The organism is Luteimonas sp. Soil_C_5, from assembly GCF_057656615.1.
In genome coordinates this window covers 356,655-374,741 of the sequence record NZ_JBDGKA010000003.1, presented here as the reverse complement: position 1 = coordinate 374,741, position 18,087 = coordinate 356,655, and the positions used below count along the sequence as shown (strand labels likewise).

The window sequence follows — 18,087 nt, the reverse complement described above, 5'->3', positions numbered from 1 at the left end:
CGCAAGACCTCCCGCTGCAGTACGCGTCTCCAGATCGGCGGAGTGCCGTGGGCCGCCACTGACACCGGTAGCTGCGGCAGTGCAGCGCGACTGGTTGCAAGTGTGACGAATAGACTCGGCGCGTCCGTCGCCCAGGAGTCTTCATGCAGCCGATGTCGAATGCGTCAGGCGATCGAAACCGCGGTCCCGTATCGCTCGAGGCGTGGGTCGACGAAGTGGCGCAGCTGACGCGGCCGGAGGCGATCCACTGGTGCGACGGCAGCGACGCCGAATACCAGGCGCTACTGGCGCGGATGCAGGACGACGGCACCTTGATACCCCTCAATCCGGAGACGCATCCGGGTTGCTGGCTGCACCGCTCGGATCCCGACGACGTCGCGCGCGTTGAACATCTGACCTTCGTTTGTACGCGCGAACGCGACGATGCCGGCCCCAACAATCACTGGATGGCGCCATCCGACGCGCACGCGCAGATGGATGCGCTGTTCGACGGCTGCATGCAGGGCCGTACGCTTTACGTCGTCCCCTACTGCATGGGACCGATCGATTCGCCGCTCGCGCGCTGCGGCGTCGAGATCACCGATTCGCCGTATGTGGTCGCCAACATGCGTCTGATGACGCGGATGGGCGATGCCGCGCTCCAGCGCATCGCGCGTGACGAGGCGGCGCACGTGGCGCGGGGCGGGGACGGCACAGTGTTCGTGCGCGGCCTGCATTCGATCGGCGAACTCGATCCCGATCGTCGTTTCATCATGCACTTCCCCGAGGAGCTGGCGATCAAGTCCTATGGCTCGGGCTACGGCGGCAACGCATTGCTCGGCAAGAAATGCCATGCGTTGCGCATCGCCTCCTGGCAGGCGCGCCAGGAGGGCTGGCTGGCCGAGCACATGCTGATCGTCGGCATCGAGAATCCGCAGGGCGTGATCCACTACATCGCCGCGGCCTTTCCCAGCGCCTGCGGCAAGACCAACCTCGCGATGCTGATCCCGCCCGAGGCCTACCGCGAGGCCGGATGGAAGGTCTGGACGGTCGGCGACGACATCTGCTGGATGCGCCCCGGCGCAGACGGGCGGCTGTGGGCGATCAATCCCGAAGCCGGTTTCTTCGGCGTCGCGCCGGGGACCTCCGCGGCTTCGAATCCCAATGCCCTGGCGACGATCCAGCGCGACACGATCTACACCAACGTGGCGCTGACAGCCGACCGGCAGCCCTGGTGGGAAGGCCTCGACGATCGCGTTCCGGTGACCGACTGGCGCGGGCGCCCCTTCGATCCGGCGAATGGACCTGCAGCGCATCCCAATGCGCGTTTTACCGTCTCGGCGAAGCAGTGTCCGACCTACTCACCGCATGCGGAGGACCCGCAGGGCGTGCCGATTTCGGCGATCGTGTTCGGTGGGCGTCGCGCCACCACGATGCCGCTGGTCTTCGAAGCACGCGACTGGACCCACGGTGTTTCAGTTGGCGCCGCGATGGCATCCGAAACCACCGCTGCCGCGACCGGGCAGGTCGGCGTCGTGCGCCGCGATCCCATGGCGATGAAGCCGTTCTGCGGCTATCACTTCGGCGACTACTTCGCCCACTGGCTCTCGTTCGATCGCCCAGGCGCCGCGCTGCCGAAGATCTTCCACGTCAACTGGTTCCGCAAGGACGCGGCCGGCCGATATCTCTGGCCGGGGTTCGGAGAAAACCTGCGGGTGCTCGAGTGGATCATCGGGCGGGTGGAGGGCGAGGTCCCCGCATCGGAGACGCCGCTTGGCCGGTTGCCGTGTGCGGGCGCAATCGCCCTGCCGGCATCAGCTGACGCGAGCACGTCGCTGACGAGGATCCTGACGTACGAGCCGGAGGCCTGGGAAGTCGAGCGCGCCGAAGTCGAGCATGCACTGGCCGCGTATCGCCCGCGATTGCCGGACGCCATCCAGCAGTAGCAGACGAAGACCCGGATGCGCCCTGTGCCTGGCGGGCGCGATCGCGTGCCCGGCGATGCCGCGTGACCGATTCACGCGGCTAGAATCGAGGAACATCCCGGAACACACTGGATTGCACGCGTGACCGAATCATTGGCTGGACTGGTGAATGCAGCAGGCAGCGCGGCGGCTGCGGGACGTTGGCAGGATGCCGAGCGCATCTGGACACAGGTGCATGCGCTCGATCGCGGCAATGTCCAAGCGTTGTTCAGTCTCGGTGTCCACGCCTTCCAGCGTGGAGATGCCCAGGAGGCACTCGCGCTGCTGCAGGACGCGCGCGCGCGCGCGCCGCGCGACCCGATGATTCCGTTGACCGTCTCGCGGGTGTTCCGCGAACTCGCCCAGCCCGAGCAGGAATGGCGCGCGATCATCGACGCACTGCAGATCGATGCCTACTTCCTGCCTGGCCTGCTGGCCAGGGCCGAGTTTCTCGAACGCCAGCGCCACACCCGCTCCGCGGCTGCGGTGTTCCGCGATGCGCTGAAAGTGGCGCCTGAAGAGTCACAGTGGCCAGCTGCGCTTCGGCGGCGACTCGAACATGCCCGTGAAGTGGTGCGCGACGATACCGATGCGCTGGCCGACTATCTGGCGCATCAGGTCGCCGCCACGCGGGAGGCGGTCGAGCCAGCCGCTTCGGGCCGCTGGGACGAGGCTGTGGCGATCCTCGCCGGCAAGACCCGGCCCTACCACTCGGAATGCCACCAGCTGCACGTGCCGCGCCTGCCGGCGATCCCGTTCTATGACGACGCCCTGTTCCCGTGGATGCGCGAACTCGAGTCGCGCACCGATGCTATCAAGTCGGAGCTGCAGGACATGCTGGCCAGTCGGGGCAGCGAGTTCGTCCCCTACATCCAGTACGGTCCGGGCGATCCGGTCAACCAGTGGGACCAGCTCAACCACTCGCGCAACTGGAGCGGTTTCCATCTCTATGCGCACGGCAAGCCGGTCGAGGAGCACCTGTCGCAATGCCCGCGTACCGCCGAAGCCCTCGCGCTGGTGGATGCCGCGCAGATCGCCGGGCTGTGCCCGAATGCGATGTTCTCCGCGCTGGCGCCTGGCGCACATATTCCGCCCCATACCGGTGAAACCAACGCGCGGCTGGTTGCGCACCTGCCGCTGGTGGTGCCCGACGGCTGCAGCTATCGGGTCGGATACGACAGGCGGCAATGGCGCGAAGGCAAGTGCTGGGTGTTCGACGACACGATCGAGCACGAGGCCCGCAACGATAGCGACCAGATGCGCGTGATCCTGATGTTCGATGTGTGGAATCCGCTGCTCAGCCCGGCGGAACGGGAGATAGCGCGCGAGCTGGCGGACGCGATGCGGCAGTGGCGTACCGCGAGCACGAGCGAATAAGGGAATTGACCATGCTCTGGAACCACCGAGCTCCGATGTCGATGCGCGCATGTCTGCTGGCGTGTCTCGGTCTGTGCGCAGGGCCGCTGGCCGCACAACAGGCCGGTCATCCTTGCGCCGGCGTGGCCGACGCGCCCGCGCGGCTGGCGTGCTACGACCGGGCATTCCCGCCGTCGCCCGAGGTCATCGCGGCGGCGGGCGAGCAGGCAGAAGCGGCGTTCGGCCTCGAGGCGACGCGCGATGCCGGCAACGTCGTCGGCACGCAGGAACCCGAACGCATCGAAAGCACGGTCACGCGGATCGATCATGGCAGCGGCGGTCGGCGCACGTTCCATCTTGAGAACGGCCAGGTCTGGACGCAGTCCGACAGCGGCGGTGGCCAGATGCGGGCGGGCGGTGTGGTGCAGATGCGCAGGGCGGTGCTCGGGGGCTATCAGATGGTGATGCCGAACGGCCTGTCTGTGCGCGTGCGCCGTGTGCGCTGAGTGACCGACGTAGCGGGCAACCGGCCGCTGGATGCCGGGGACGCACACCATTTCAGGCACGCGTTGCAGGCACTGCAGTCCGGGCGCGCGGTCGAGGCGCTGGCGGTCGCCGAGGCCCTCGTCGCGCGGGCGCCGCGGGCAGCGGATGCATGGCAGTTGCTGGGCATGTGCCTGGCAGGCAGTGGCCGCGACGCGCGCTCGGATGCTGCGTTCGAACATGCCCTGGCGCTGCAGCCGGGAAGCCCGGTCGTCTCGCGCAACTACGGCGTGGCGCTCGCGCGACGCGGCAAGATCCTGCGCGAGCAGGATCGGCCGGACGAGTCGGAACCGGTCTTGCACAAGGCGCTCGGGCTGTATCCGGATCACGCGGCTGCCTGGGTCGACCTTGGCGTGGTGTTGCGCCTGCTCGGACGCATCGACGAGGCACTGGCCGCATTTCGCAGCGCGCAGGACCTGCTGCACCGCCGCGGCAACGCGTCGCCCGAGGTGGAGGACGCCATCACCGGCGTGCTCGCCGATGCGGGCCGTCCTGCCGAGGCGCTGCAGAACGCGCGTCGTCTCGTCGCCCGGTATCCGGCTCATGCACCGGCACACGAGACATTGGGCAACCTGTTGTGGGAGTACGGCGCGGACCTCGCGCCGGATGAGGAACCGCTTGCACCGTTGCGTGCAGCGGCACGTGCACAACCGGGCAACCGTGCGCTGCTGTTGGCGCTCGCGCGAATGCTGCGGGCATCCGGACGTGCGGACGAGGCGCTCGCGCTGTTGCAGCCGCTGCGCCGGCGCGATCCCGGCGATGGCGTGCTGACGTGGTTCTATGCCGATGCCCTGGACGCCCTGGGGCAGGGCGACGACGCGACGAGCGCCTACGAGGCCGCGGCGCGCACGGGTCTCGCGGACGTGCCGGACTTCCTCAACGCGCAGGCGAGGCATGCATTGCGCACGCAGCGGCTCGCGCTCGCGACCGCGTGCGCGCAACGGGCGGTCACGCTCGATCCGCGCAATCAGGAAGGCTGGAGCCTGCTCGGCACGGCATGGCGGCTGGCGGATGATCCGCGGGAGCACTGGCTGTTCGACTACGAGCGGCTGGTGGGCGTCGTCGAGATCGCACCGCCGGCGGGGTATGCCGACCTGGCTTCGTTTCTGCGCGTGCTGGAGGTCGCGCTGGATGCGATGCACGGCGCAAGCCGGGAGCCGGTGCACCAGAGCGTGCGCGGGGGCACGCAGACGGCGGGCCAGCTTTTCGGTCGTGGCGACCGGGTCATCCGCGAGGCCGAAGTCGCCTTGTGCACCGCGGTGGACCGCTGGCTGGCGACGCTGCCGGACGACCCGACGCATCCGTTTCTCGCGCGCAAGCGGCGCAGTGTGGCGTTCGTCGGGTCGTGGTCGGTGAAGCTCGCTTCGTCGGGACGGCATTCGAACCACGTCCATCCGCGAGGCTGGATGAGTTCGGCGTTCTACGTGGCGGTGCCGGACAGTGTGCTCGCTGCGGACGAGGCGTCGCGCGCCGGATGGCTCCAGTTCGGCCAGCCTCTGGACGAACTGGGTCTCGATCTGCCGCCCCGACGGGTACTCCGGCCGAGGCCCGGCCATCTGGCGCTGTTTCCGTCCTTCATGTGGCACGGCACGGTGCCGTTCGCTGCCCCTTGTTCCCGCCTGACGATGGCGTTCGACATGCAGCCGCGGGACGGGGCGACGCACCGGCAAACCGGACATACTTGAGTCTCCGCTTGCCGCGCTCGCAAGCCATTCGTGCCTACTTCGAGGTGTCCGCCATGCGCAACGCGTCTGCCCGTGTCTCCCGCTTTCTGCGCTCTCCGGCTGGTCGTGCGGCCCTGGTCGCGGGTGTCGTCGTATCTCTGTCGATCGGGCCCGCACTCGCGCGCCAGTCGGCGGAAGCGGCTGTGGCGTCGCCCCCCCGAAGCCGCTGGACAGGACCGGCACGCCAAGGTCTGCGATTACGAGCTGGTCACCGGCAGTCGCATGAGAAAACGGGTGTGTATGACGCAGGAGCAGCGCGATGAACGCATGAATGCGGGACGCGAGGCGGCCCGCGAACTCGAAAGGAAGGAAATCGCGGCCGATGGTGGATCCTGAGCGGGGCACGTAGACATGCGCCCGGTGGTCTCCAACCGGGCACAAAAAAGCGGCGGGCCGAAGCCCGCCGCTTTTCTTTGACCCTGTAACGTCGCGAATCAGAACTTCAGCTGGACGCTTCCGAACAGGTAACGACCGACCTGGTCGTAACCCGGCAGGGAGTTGGCGTGGCTGTCCCATGAGCCGTCCGCATCACCCACGAACGGCGGCGTCTTGTCGAGCACGTTGTTCACGCCCAGGGTGATCAGCGCCGGACCGACCCCGATGCTGCCGCTCAGGTCGAGGTAGTTGTAGGACGACACACCGTTGTCGAGCCAGATGATCTGGTTGACGCCCGTCACCGCCGAGCCGTCCGCATTCCGGTAGTCCATCCCGCCGACATGGCGCCAGCGCGCGCGGACGCCGTAACGGTCCCACGAGTAACCGAGCGAGGCCACGTGACGCCACTTCGGCGTCTGACAGATCTCGGTGTTGTTGACGAGGCCCTTGCAGTCGTAACCAGTCGAGGCGTCGTCCTCCAGCGCCTGGGTGTAGTCCTTGAGCACGTAGGTGCCTGCCAGGCTGGCCGTCGCCCGGCCCGGGCCGAGATCGAAGCCGTAGTTGACGTTCAGATCGACACCGGTGCGTTCGAACACACCCAGATTGTCGGGCACGTTGACGATGTGGCCCGACGCCGGATCGGCCGCCAATCCGACCCACAGATCGTACTGGCCCGTGCGCGCATCACGCTTGATCTGGTCGCAGTACAGGTTTTGCGTCATGCACAGAATCTGGATGTTGTTGTAACCGACGCCGCCGATCGCGCCGGAGATCTCGATGTTGTACCAGTCGACCGCCAGATTGAGATTGTCGATGGGCTCGATCGCGAAACCGACGGTGTAGGTATCCGCCGTCTCGGTACCGAGGCTCGGGTTGCCGCCGAGCAGGGCGTAGTACTGGTTGGCCGGACTCGTCGGCACGGAGCCATAGGCCGAGACCGGAACGCCCGTGCGCGCGCACTGCTCGGGGGTGAAGTCGAGATCCGCGGCGGGGCCCGCACAGAAGTCTGTCGTGCCGCCCAGGGCGATACGCTGAGTGTAGTACAGGTCGTTCAGGCTCGGAGCCCGCACGGCGCGGTTGTAACCGGCACGCACGAGCAGCTTGCTGTCCAGGAACGAGCTGCTCAGGCCCAGCTTGTAGGTATCGTAATTGCCGATGGTCTTGTCGTCGGAATAGCGATAGCCCAGCGAGGCGTCGAAGCGGTTGAACGCTCCCTCGCCCACGTAGACCGGCAGTGCCACCTCGGCGAAGAAATCGCTGACAGAATTGGACGCATCGACAGGAAGGTCGGACGCGCCGGATCCTGCGAAATTGCCCGCAGCCGAATCGCTGTCGTACTCGCTGTAGTACGTGTACTGGCGGCGCTCCATACCCACGGCCAGGCCGATTTCCTCGCCGCCGGCGCTCGGGAAGCCGAAGCCCAGGAAGCCCGAAGCTTCCGCGGACAGCGCGTTGTAGCTGGTCTTGAACACGCCGAAGCTGGTGCCGGCCATCGCATTGGCCGCCTCGACGGAAATGTCGTCGGTCCAGACGTCGTAAGGGATACACCCCTGGAAGCTGCCGTAGCGCGGATCGTCACAGCCCGTCGCAGCGGCCGCGATCCGGCTGATCAGGAAATCGTTCTTGCCGATCTCGACGGTCTTGGTTCTGCCGAACAGCATCGAGACGTCGTAGCTCCAGGACGAGTCGAACAGGCTGCCACGCACACCGGCTACGATGCGGTGGGTGTTGTCGTCGGTCTCCGTCCGGCGCGGTCCACCTTCCACATTGCGCTTCCACACCTGGACCTGGGTCTGAGCGGTGGTGACACCGGCATCGGCGCACAGGGTGCCGATCAGCGGGTTGACGCAGTCGACGACCACTGGCACGCCGAACGCGCCTGATTCGGCGATCTGGATCCCGGAACGGCGTTCGACGAACATCGCCTCGATATACGGCTCGAAGTGTTCACTGATCTCGAAGCTGCCCATGAAGCCCGCGGTCGTGCGGCTGTCCGGACGCTGGAAGTAGTTGGCCGGGGCGTAGTTGTAGAGGTACGAACCCCGCTCGTAACCGGTCCCGTTGTAGATCATCTGCGGAACCGCCGTGCCGGTCGGCCAGGGGCGCGCGGCGCCATTGGCGTATTCGCTGACCGAGAAACGGGCGGGATCGGCAGTGCCCGAGCCGCCGCACACCGCGTCGTCGTACCACACCGAACATGCGGAGTAGTCGCGCTGGCTGTGGAACAGCGCGTCGTTCTCGCGCCAGGTCAGCCAGCCAACCGCGTGGCCGCGGTTGTCGGCGAAGCTGCCGCCAAGCACGATATCGGCGTTGCGGCTGATGCCGTCGGATCCGGAGTTGCCCTTGGGCACCGGGAAACCGCTTGCCTCGTTCAGCGCCTGCAGTTCCCTGTTGTCGTTGTCGTGCTGGTAAGCCGACCAGCCGGCGTTGAGGCTGACGCCTTCGAACCGGTCGTCGAGGATGAAGTTGACGACACCCGCGACGGCATCGGCGCCGTACACGGCGGACGCACCACCCGACAGCACGTCGACCTGGCGGATCAGCGCTGCGGGCACGATCGACGGGTCGGCGAGTTCGTTACGGCTCGAGGGCAGGCGGCGACCGTTGACCAGGGTCAACGTGCGCTGCGGGCCGAGGCCGCGCAGCGAGACGGTGGCGTGGCCGTACGAGGGGTTGTTGCTGAAGTTGTCGAAGTTGAGATCGAGCTGCGGATACTGGTTGACCAAGTCCTCCACCGTGGTCGCACCGTAATTCCTGAACTCCTCGGCGCTGATCTCGGTGACCGGGCTGGATGAGGTGAACGTCTGGCTCTTGATACGTGAGCCGGTCACCGTAATGGTGTCGAGCTCGGTCGCTCGCGTGGTAGCGGTGGATCCATCCGCGTCCTGAGCAAGCGCGACGCCGGTACCCGCAACAGTGGTCATGCCTGCGATAAGGGCGAACGTGATCGCATCGCGCAGCTTATTGCTCTTCAAGGTCATCTCTCTCTCCAGATAGAAAACTTCGGAACTCTCCAGTTGAACCCGCTGAAGGCGTCAATTGAAACGCCAAACTGCGCAAGGTCTATCCGATAGTAGTTGGCTGTCTGGGGAAATTAAAGTCCCGTTAAGAATTGTCCCGAAATAGCAATGTTGGGCGTGTAAGCGTCCGTTTCCCATCGCGAAAGAGGATGCCTGCTGTTCCAGTTACGCAGATCGTGTGGAGCCGACTCCATCAGTACCTGGCGTGCTTTGAGCTGGCCGAGCTGCGATGGGAGTGCCTGCGATACGGCGATGTGCGAACGCTCGTTCGCACGATCGCTCGACCCGCAGGATTCGAGTTGACAGTTCGATCTCTACGTGTTTAAGGCTTGAGCGCTTTCAGCAGAGCAACTCGCTGCGCGATTGAAGAATCGGCCGAGGCATATGCGAGCGATTCGAGGAAGGCACGAAGAACTTGCTCTTACCGACAGAGGGCCGTCGTCCTCAAGGGCGAGTAACCGGATAAACCGAGCTGAGTTGCCTGTAGCGCGGCAGCGGCTGGCAGCAATGGACGCTGGCAAACTTCAGTGCTCAAAGATCCTGCTGGTACCGGATGTAAGGCACAGCACCTTCGTCCTCGGCGGCTTCCGCCATCTTCGAGAACGGATTACGGCCGCGAGTCACGACGTTGTCGGCGCCGACGGTGAGCTGCCCGCTCCACGGCGTACGCCAGCTGACGCCGAGACCGAGGCCTTCCCACTTGGGGAGGCCGGGCGTGTCGACGACCTGGCCAACGATGTTGGCACTGAAGCGCCCGATGCCGCCGCCCACGCTCAGGCTGCGGCTGGTCCACTGGTCACTGAGATCCGCCGGTGCGGCACTGGACGGAATCAGTGTGGCCTTGGCCAGCGTGCCCGCCAGCGAGACATATGCGTCGTCGCCGATGTTCTTCTTCGCGAACACGGTGAGATCGTGGATGTCCACATTGCCGGCCGAGGCGGCCGCGCGCGAAGGCGTGACCCAGTTGGGCAGGGTGTCTCGACCGTCGCTGACGCTCAGGCCGACGTTGCCGCCGGGTCGACTGAACGCGGCAGTCGCGCTTGCGCGCCGGCTACCGGTCGAGTTGTTGCCGAGGGACGCGAGCTGGCAGTTCCGCGCCAGGCTGGCCACGGCACCGTTGAAGCTGCTGCCCGGACTGCAGAGCAGGGCGAGCGAGCGACCGGCCTCGAGGCCAAACGCGGCGTCGAACTGGCTTTCACCGAAGCGCCAGCGTCCGCCCGCCTGGTTGGCGGTGGCGGGTTCGAGGACGAGAAATGCCTCGACCTTGCCCGAGGAATCGAGCACCGGCAGCACCGTCTGGCTTCGCTTCTCCTGTGCGTGCGCGCCCGTCATCGCGGCGAGCGCGAGCGAGCAGGCGAGAAGAAGGCGGGTGACAGGACGTCGCATGGCCGATGTGACCGGTTCCTTTACCGGGAAGTTCCCCAATTTCGAACGTCGACTCTAGGGCATTTATGTTTATTTAACAATCGTGGTCCCGCCACTCGAAATCCAGCTACTGGATCCGGTCCGGCGGCGACACCGCCTCCGCGGCGGTCTCCAATGCCGCTTCGACTTCTTCCGGCGTGAACCGGTAATCCCGACCGCAGAACTCGCAGATCACATGTACTTCCCCATCCACAATCGAAGCCCTCGCTTCTGCGGCTCCGAGCGAGGTCAGCACGGCCTCGACGCGTTCCCGCGAGCATGAGCATCCGAAGCTCAGTGCCCGGTCTCCGAGAAGCTGCGGTTCGTCTTCGGAAAACAGGCGTGTCAGCAGCGTATCGACGGGCCATCGAAGCAGTTCATCGGTGGAGAGCGTGTCAAACAGGGTGCTCACCCGGTTCCAGCCATCCGCATCGCCTTCGTCGCCCGGCAGTCGCTGCACCATCAGGCCGGCCGCGTGATCGCCATCGACCGCGAGCAACACCCGTGTCGGCAGCTGTTCGGACTGGCGGAAGTAGTCTTCGAACGCGCCCGAGAGGGCATCGGCGTCGAGGCTCACGAGCCCCTGGTAGCGCATCGGCTCGCGACCCTGGGACGGATTTTCCACGGTCAGTGCCAGCAGGGCATCGTCGCCCAGTTCGCGCAGATCCCGGGACATCGTGGCCGCCTGCTCCGCATCGAAACGGGCGATACCGCGGATCGTCCCGGCCGCGGTGCACTCGGCGAACAGCGTGCGCAGCGCGCCTGTTGCGCGCAGCTGTACCGAGAGGCGACCGTCGACCTTGGCATGACCGGTGAAGAGCGCCGCTGCGGCACAGGCTTCGCCCAGCATTTCCTCGATCGGCGGCGGGTAGGCACTGTTGGCGCGCACCTGCTGCCAGGCGTCGGACAGGTGTACCCGCACGCCGCGCACGCCGGCATGCGGCAGCAGGAAACGGGACAGGCGATCGGAATCCGGCGCGAAGTATTCGGTCATGTCTGGGTGTTGGGCGAGGGGAAATGATTGGCGGCATCCGGGCCGCCCGATAGAGTGGCCGCCATGACGCAGCGAGACAACGACGATGGGGGCGCACACGCGCCTGCGCAAGCACCGGAACGGCGTGGACGTGGGCGACGCTGGCTGCGCCGACTGTTGTGGCTGCCGGTGGTCCTCGTCGCGTTCACCGTTCTGCAGGTGCTGACGCTGCGCGTGGTGGATCCGCCGGTCTCGGCCTTCATGGCGATCCGCCAGGTCGAAGCCTGGACCAGGCGGGACGGCGACTTCACCCTGTACAGGCAATGGCGGGATCTGGACGAGATCGCGCCGTCGCTCGCGGTGTCGGTGATCGCGGCCGAAGACCAGAACTTCGCGAATCACCGCGGATTCGATCTCGACGCGATCGAAAAGGCGCGCGTCCACAATGCACGCGGTGGATCGACACGCGGTGCCAGCACGATCAGCCAGCAGACGGCCAAGAACCTGTTCCTGTGGGGCGGGCGCAGCTGGGTGCGCAAGGGGCTGGAGACCTGGTACACGCTGCTGATCGAGGCGTTGTGGCCGAAATCGCGGATCCTCGAGGTCTACGTCAACGTCGCCGAATTCGGCGATGGCGTGTACGGCGCCCAGGCCGCGGCGCGGCGCTACTTCGGCAAGAACGCCGACCAGCTGACACCGGCCGAGAGTGCGCGTCTGGCCGCGGTACTGCCGAGCCCGCGCCGCTACAGCGCGGCGCAGCCGGGGCCGTACGTCCAGCGCCGCGCGCAGTGGATCCAGCGCAATGCCCGCCAGATCGGCGGTGATTCCTATCTCGAGGCGCTGCGATGACCGCACCCGATCGTGCGCATGCGCGCCTGACCATCGTGATCGCCGCCTACGACGAGGAACACGCGCTGCCGGCGGTGCAGCCACGGCTGGCCGCGGTGCTGGATACATTGCACGCCGAAGGCGTCGATGCGGGCGTCCTCTACGTCGACGATGGCAGCAGCGACGGCACCTGGGATGTCCTGCAGTCGATCGCGCAGGCCGATCCGCGGGTGTCGCTGCTGCGCCTCTCGCGCAACTTCGGCAAGGAGATCGCGCTGACCGCGGGGCTCGATCAGGTCACCGAAGGCGCGGCGATGATCCTCGACGCCGACGGTCAGGATCCGCCGGAATTGATTCCGCAGTTCGTCGCGCGCTGGCGCGAGGGCTACGACGACGTGCACGGCACGCGGATCAGCCGCGACGGCGAGAGCTGGACCAAGAAGGCGACCGCGCACGCCTTCTATCGGGTGATCCAGCGGCTGGCGAAAACGCCGGTGCCGGCCGATACCGGCGACTACCGTCTGCTGTCGCCGCGGGCGCTGGATGCGCTCCGCCAGATCCGCGAGCGCCACCGCTTCATGAAGGGCCTGTTCGGCTGGATCGGCTTCAACCGGATCGCGATCCCCTACGAGCGCCACGCGCGCATCGCCGGGCGCAGCAAGTTCGGCTTCTGGCGGCTGTGGAACTTCGCGATCGATGGCGTCACCAGTTTTTCCACCGCGCCGCTGCGGCTGGCGACGTATGTCGGCCTGGCGACCGCCTGCACCGCGTTCGTGTTCGCGTTGTGGGTGATCGGCAAGGCCATGATGTACGGCGATCCGGTCGCAGGCTGGCCGACGATGATGGCCGTGATCCTGTTCCTGGGCAGTGTGCAGCTGGTCGCGCTGGGCGTGATCGGCGAATACCTCGGTCGCCTGTACGAGGAGTCGAAGCAGCGCCCGCTCTATCTGGTGCGTGACTGGCGATCGTCGCGTGATGTGCGTGTCGACGTGCCGCCGACTTCGGGCCCGCCGGTCATGGCCGGGCCACGGAGCCCCTAGCGTCCGTCGCTATTTCGCGTACTGACCGCCGCAATTGCTGTCTTCGCCGCCGCCCAGTTCCAGCGTGGCGAGCAGCGCGGCGGGTGGCGCGATGGACCCGAGCGCGAGTGCGATCGCGCCGCGCAGGCCGAGGCGGGCCATGTCGGGACGGAAGCTCGGCGAGGCAAACGTGCCGCCGATCGTCAGTGGCGTGCGCAAGGCGAGAATGCTGCGATCTTTCGGCCGCGGGCGCAGCCGCAGATCGAGCTGCTCGTCGCCGAGATCGATCGTGCCTTCGCCGAGAATGATGGTGTCGGTGGTATCGAGCGCCATTGTCCGCGAGGTCATCGCGCCATCCTCGACATCGAACTCGGCGAACGCGCAGCGGATCGGGATCTGCTTGTCGTTGCCGATCAGGTACTTCAGGGTTTCGTAGATGTCGATGCCGGCAAGTTCCACCAGCAGGTTGCTCACCCGGCCCGCGCCCATGCCGATCGCGACATCGCCGTCGGCGCCGCCCAGCATCGCGGCGACCGAATTGCCGGTGGCCGCGAGCGTGAAGTCGCCGCCGATCTTGCCGACCGCCTGACTGGCCAGCGTCGAATCGGGAAACAGGCCGCCCAGATCGACCCGGCGCACGCTGGCCTGCAGCCGCGTACGGATGGTGTCTTCGCGCGCATCCATGCGGATCGTCGAGCGGATGTTGCCGCCTGCGACGCCGAAGTTCAGCGGATCGAGGCGGAGCACGCCGGCTTCGAGCACGAGATGCGCATCCATGTCGTCGATCGGCCACTTGGGTGCGTTGATGCGCTGCGCACGTAGACGGACGTCGGCATCCATCGCGCGCAGCTTGTCGAGCTCGTAAGGCGTATCGGGAATGATCCGGCCTTTGGCAGCGAGCGCCTGCTCGCGCGCGACCAGCTCGGGGTCGAGTTCGTCGCCTTCCGCATCCGGCGTGCCGCCGATGAAGCCGGCCAGATCGTCGAAATCCAGACGCCGGGACACGAGGTCGGCCTTCAGCAGCGGACGTTCGCCGCCGACGGTCACCGCGGCGGAGCCGGCGAGATCGCTCTGCCCGACCTTTCCGGTGAATCCGTCGTAGTGCCAGGTCTGGCCCTCGCGTGTCAGGCGGCCATCGAGCGCGTAAGGCGGTGTATCGGGCAGCGCCACGCCCACAAGCGGATACAGGTCGTCGAGATTGCGCCCCGCCAGCGCGAACTGGAGATCGAAGTCCCGCAGCTGGAACGGCGCCACCAGCGTGCCGCGGACGTGGGCGCGGGTTGCGCCGGCACGCGCGCGCAGATCGATGCGGTAGGGCTTGTCGCTGTCCTGGAGCTCGAGCGGGGACTCGGCCATGCCTTCGAGCGTGAACGGGTTGCCGGTCCAGCGGCCGCCGCCTTCCACCGCGATCGGCGGCGCGGCGTCGGCGTGACTGGATTCCCGGCTGGCCAGGCGGACGTCGATCATCGTGTCGCCAGGCGTATCGAGGAAGCGCATGCGCCCGTCATCCACCCACAGACGCCGGATCTGCACCGGTTCGCCGTCGCCCCCGCCCAGGCCGATGTCCCAGTTGCCGGCGCCGCCGCCAGGATTGGTTTCCAGCAGCAGAATGGGCTTGGTGAGCTTGATCTCGGGCAGGCGCACGTGCCGCCGGAACAGCAGGGGCAGCACTTCGACCTGGAGTTCCAGACGATCGGCCGCGGCCATGATCGGCTCGTCGGCCCAGTCCGCGTTACCGAATCGCAGCGTGTCGGCGCGGATGGTGGTGACGCGTCCGAGATCGACGTCGAGATTGCCGCCGATGATGAAGCTGCGTCCGGTCCGGGCCTCGACCAGCCGCTCGACCGGACGCTTGAACCAGTTCCAGTCCCACAACAGCACGAGGATGAGCAACGCGATCGCCAGCAGCGCCAGCACCGCGCGGACCGGGTGGGCGGCGAACGTGCGCTTCAGGCGCGCCTGTGGTCGCTCACGGGGTGACTGGGCTGGCAGCGGGGCATCGGTCATCAGGCGGTCCTTTGTGACCCACCATCGACGCGCCCCGGTCAAGCAGGGGTGAACACCCCGTGTGGATTACGTCGCCGGCGTGTCGCCATCGTCCGCATCCGCGATCGACGTGCAGGCGATCGTGCGCCCAGAATCCTGCGACAGTTCGACGAAGTCGCCGTCGGCCACGAAGCGCAGGCCGACTTCCGACCACACCGGTGGACGGCTGCCCTGGATTGCGCCGAGGTGCACCGTGCGCCCGTCGATCATGCGCAGTCGCGCGAAACGTCCCTCACGGATGATGTCGATCTCGCCTGCGCTGGGGCAGTCGTAACGCGCGATGACGGTTTCGGTGTCCGCGGCCGGCGCGGCAGCGGCGACCGGCGGGGGCGCGGGTGCAGCCGCCGGCGCAGGCGGCGCTTCGGCGGCGCCGCAGGCGGCGAGGGACAGCACGGCAAGGCAAGCGAACGGGCGGATGGCGATCAGGGCCGACATGGGCATCCTCCTGGGAGACGGGTGCGGAATATGGCGCGCGCTTCAGCGGGCGGGCACGACCTGGGCGAGCACGGCGACGTAATGGCAGACACTGCCGGCGATGCAGAACAGATGCCAGATCGCATGCGCGTAGGGAATCGAATCGCGCATATAGAAGAAGGTGCCCGCCGTGTAGAACACGCCGCCGGCGATGATCCAGCTCAGCGTCCAGGTATCGAGCGCAGCCGCAACCGGGCCGATCGCCAGGATCACCAGCCAGCCCATCGCGATGTAGATCGCCGTCGACAGGCCGCGGAAGCGGCCCGTGTAGAACAGCTTGAACACCACGCCGGCGAGCGCCAGCGTCCAGATCGCCGCGAACAGCGACCAGCCCAGGGTGCCGCGCAGGCCGATCAGGGTGAAGGGCGTGTAGGTGCCGGCGATCAGCAGATAGATCGCGCAATGGTCGAAGACCTTCAGCCGGCCCTTGGCGATCGGATGGCTGACCGCGTGATAGAGGGTGGAGGCGAGGTAGAGCAGCAACAGGGTGATGCCGAAGACGATCGATGCGCCCAGCTGCCAGCCGTTGCCGAACAGCGCGGCCAGCGTGATCAGCACCGCGCCCGCCGCCAGTGCCGCGGTCGCGCCCAATCCGTGGGTCAGCGCGCTGGCGAGTTCCTCGCGCCGCTGTCGCAGGGTGACGGGATCGGATGTCATCTCGGATGTCATCGGAATGGGGCTGGCGGGGCGCCCGATTACACCATACGAGTGTGTCCGGGCGCGCCTTCCGCGCGTGCTCAGTCGGTGGAGACCGCGTGGGCGTGTTCCCGCGTCGCCAGGAACTCCACGCCGGGCGCACGTTCCTGTGCGAGCTGCAGATTCACCCGCGTGGGCGCCAGATAGACCAGCTGGTCGGCGGCGTCCACGGCGAGGTTCATCGCATGCTTGTCGCGGAAATCCTCGAGCTTCTTGGCATCGTCGCAGCGGATCCAGCGGGCGGTGTTGACCTGGACCGCTTCGAAGCTGGCGTCGACGCCATATTCGTCCTTCAGTCGATAGGCGACGACGTCGAACTGCAGCACGCCGACGGCGCCGAGAATCAGGTCGTTGCTCATCAGCGGCTTGAAGAACTGCGTCGCCCCTTCTTCCGACAGTTGCGCCAGGCCCTTCTGCAGCTGCTTGAGCTTCAGCGGATCGCGGAGGCGCGCGCGGCGGAACAGTTCCGGGGCGAAGTTCGGGATGCCGGTGAAGGCGATGTTCTCGCCCTCGGTGAAGGTGTCGCCGATCGAGATCGTGCCGTGGTTATGGATGCCGATCACATCGCCCGGATACGCCTCGGCGGCGATCTCGCGGTCACTGGCCATGAAGGTCAGCGCATTGGCCAGCTTCAGCGGCTTGCCGGTGCGCGGATGGAAGGCCTTCATGCCGGCTTCGAAGCGGCCCGAACACACGCGCATGAAGGCCACGCGGTCACGGTGCATCGGGTCCATGTTCGCCTGGATCTTGAACACGAAGCCGGTGAGCCTGTCTTCTTGCGGCGCCACTTCGCGCGTGGTCGTCTCGCGCGCCTGCGGCGGCGGCGCGTGCTCGACGAAGAAGTCCAGCAGCGGCTGCACGCCGAAGTTGTTGACGCCCGAGCCGAAGAACACCGGCGTCTGCCTGCCGGCGCGATAGGCCTCGAGATCGAAGGGATGGCTGGCGCCCTGCACCAGTTCCAGTTCGTCGCGCAGGTCGGCCAGCATCTTCTCGCCGATCTTCTCGGCCAGACCCGGCGCGTCGATCGACGGGAAGATCGTCGAATCCTGGCGGGTGAAGTTGCGGCCCGGCTCGTAGAGATGCACTTCGCCGGTCACCAGATGCACCACGCCCTTGAGGCGCTGGCCCATCCCGATCGGCCAGGTCACCGGCGCGCACTGGATGCCGAGCACGGTTTCGACTTCATCGAGCAGATCGATCGGGTCCTTGCCCTCGCGGTCGAGCTTGTTGATGAAGGTCATGATCGGCGTGTCGCGCAGCCGGCAGACCTCCATCAGCTTGATCGTGCGTTCCTCGACGCCCTTGGCGACGTCGATCACCATCAGCGCCGAGTCGACCGCGGTCAGCACGCGATAGGTGTCCTCGCCGAAGTCGGCGTGGCCGGGCGTGTCGAGCAGATTGACGACGCGGCCCTCGTAGGGGAACTGCATCACCGAGCTGGTCACCGAGATGCCGCGCTCCTTCTCCAGCGCCATCCAGTCGGACGTCGCATGGCGTGCGGCCTTGCGTCCCTTGACCGAGCCGGCCATCTGGATCGCACCGCCGAACAGCAGCAGCTTTTCGGTCAGCGTGGTCTTGCCGGCGTCGGGATGCGAAATGATCGCGAACGTGCGGCGGCGGGAGCTTTCGGAGGCGACGTCGGGCATGCGGGCGTGCACGCGCGGCGTGCTCTCGGGATCGGGAAAG

At 66.8% G+C, this 18,087-nt stretch carries 13 protein-coding genes; 6 read left to right on the top strand and 7 right to left on the bottom strand.

Annotated elements, in window-relative coordinates:
• The first annotated feature begins 143 nt into the window (after positions 1 to 143).
• The 4 genes from AC3A5K_RS10095 (at position 144) to AC3A5K_RS10080 (ending at position 5,527) form a co-directional block, all read left to right on the top strand.
• Positions 144 to 1,925 carry a phosphoenolpyruvate carboxykinase (GTP) gene (locus AC3A5K_RS10095; protein WP_487617390.1) on the top strand — a complete coding sequence of 594 codons (1,782 nt, stop codon included), beginning with the start codon at positions 144 to 146 and terminating at the stop codon, positions 1,923 to 1,925.
• A gap of 120 nt (positions 1,926 to 2,045) precedes the next feature.
• The gene (locus AC3A5K_RS10090) at positions 2,046 to 3,320 is read left to right on the top strand and encodes an aspartyl/asparaginyl beta-hydroxylase domain-containing protein (protein ID WP_487617389.1); all 1,275 of its coding nucleotides are present in this window, start codon (positions 2,046 to 2,048) and stop codon (positions 3,318 to 3,320) included.
• Positions 3,321 to 3,361: 41 nt separating this feature from the next.
• Positions 3,362 to 3,805 (top strand): hypothetical protein, encoded by a 444-nt coding sequence (locus tag AC3A5K_RS10085; RefSeq protein ID WP_487617388.1) that lies wholly within the window; start codon positions 3,362 to 3,364, stop codon positions 3,803 to 3,805.
• Between the two features lie 63 nt (positions 3,806 to 3,868).
• On the top strand, positions 3,869 to 5,527 hold the full coding sequence (locus tag AC3A5K_RS10080) for a tetratricopeptide repeat protein (RefSeq protein ID WP_487617387.1): 1,659 nt from the start codon (positions 3,869 to 3,871) through the stop codon (positions 5,525 to 5,527).
• 473 nt (positions 5,528 to 6,000) lie between these two features.
• Here AC3A5K_RS10080 and AC3A5K_RS10075 read toward each other — a convergent pair whose 3' ends face one another.
• The 3 genes from AC3A5K_RS10075 to hslO form a co-directional block, all read right to left on the bottom strand.
• The gene (locus AC3A5K_RS10075) at positions 6,001 to 8,922 is read right to left on the bottom strand and encodes a TonB-dependent receptor plug domain-containing protein (protein ID WP_487617386.1); all 2,922 of its coding nucleotides are present in this window, start codon (positions 8,920 to 8,922) and stop codon (positions 6,001 to 6,003) included.
• 570 nt (positions 8,923 to 9,492) lie between these two features.
• The gene (locus AC3A5K_RS10070) at positions 9,493 to 10,347 is read right to left on the bottom strand and encodes an XOO1806 family protein (protein WP_487617731.1); all 855 of its coding nucleotides are present in this window, start codon (positions 10,345 to 10,347) and stop codon (positions 9,493 to 9,495) included.
• A 106-nt stretch (positions 10,348 to 10,453) separates the two neighbouring features.
• The gene (gene hslO, locus AC3A5K_RS10065; protein ID WP_487617730.1) at positions 10,454 to 11,359 is read right to left on the bottom strand and encodes an Hsp33 family molecular chaperone HslO; all 906 of its coding nucleotides are present in this window, start codon (positions 11,357 to 11,359) and stop codon (positions 10,454 to 10,456) included.
• 63 nt (positions 11,360 to 11,422) lie between these two features.
• Between hslO and mtgA the strand changes: the two genes are divergently transcribed.
• The gene (mtgA, locus tag AC3A5K_RS10060; RefSeq protein ID WP_487617385.1) at positions 11,423 to 12,187 is read left to right on the top strand and encodes a monofunctional biosynthetic peptidoglycan transglycosylase; all 765 of its coding nucleotides are present in this window, start codon (positions 11,423 to 11,425) and stop codon (positions 12,185 to 12,187) included.
• A complete protein-coding gene (locus AC3A5K_RS10055) occupies positions 12,184 to 13,206 on the top strand; it encodes a glycosyltransferase family 2 protein (RefSeq protein ID WP_487617384.1) in 1,023 nt (340 codons plus the stop codon). Before mtgA ends, AC3A5K_RS10055 begins: the two co-directional genes overlap by 4 nt.
• Before the next feature lie 9 nt (positions 13,207 to 13,215).
• Here AC3A5K_RS10055 and AC3A5K_RS10050 read toward each other — a convergent pair whose 3' ends face one another.
• The 4 genes from AC3A5K_RS10050 to AC3A5K_RS10035 all read right to left on the bottom strand — a co-directional run bounded on the left by AC3A5K_RS10050 (position 13,216) and on the right by AC3A5K_RS10035 (position 18,047).
• Positions 13,216 to 15,192, bottom strand: coding sequence for an AsmA family protein (locus AC3A5K_RS10050; RefSeq protein ID WP_487617383.1), 1,977 nt, complete (start codon positions 15,190 to 15,192; stop codon positions 13,216 to 13,218).
• A 66-nt stretch (positions 15,193 to 15,258) separates the two neighbouring features.
• Entirely contained in the window at positions 15,259 to 15,666 is a 408-nt protein-coding gene (locus AC3A5K_RS10045; protein ID WP_487617382.1) for a hypothetical protein, read from the bottom strand.
• Positions 15,667 to 15,708: 42 nt separating this feature from the next.
• Positions 15,709 to 16,362: a PAQR family membrane homeostasis protein TrhA gene (trhA, locus tag AC3A5K_RS10040; RefSeq protein WP_487617381.1), complete on the bottom strand. Its 654-nt coding sequence runs from the start codon at positions 16,360 to 16,362 to the stop codon at positions 15,709 to 15,711.
• 80 nt (positions 16,363 to 16,442) lie between these two features.
• Positions 16,443 to 18,047 (bottom strand): peptide chain release factor 3, encoded by a 1,605-nt coding sequence (locus AC3A5K_RS10035; RefSeq protein WP_487617380.1) that lies wholly within the window; start codon positions 18,045 to 18,047, stop codon positions 16,443 to 16,445.
• Positions 18,048 to 18,087 lie beyond the last annotated feature (40 nt).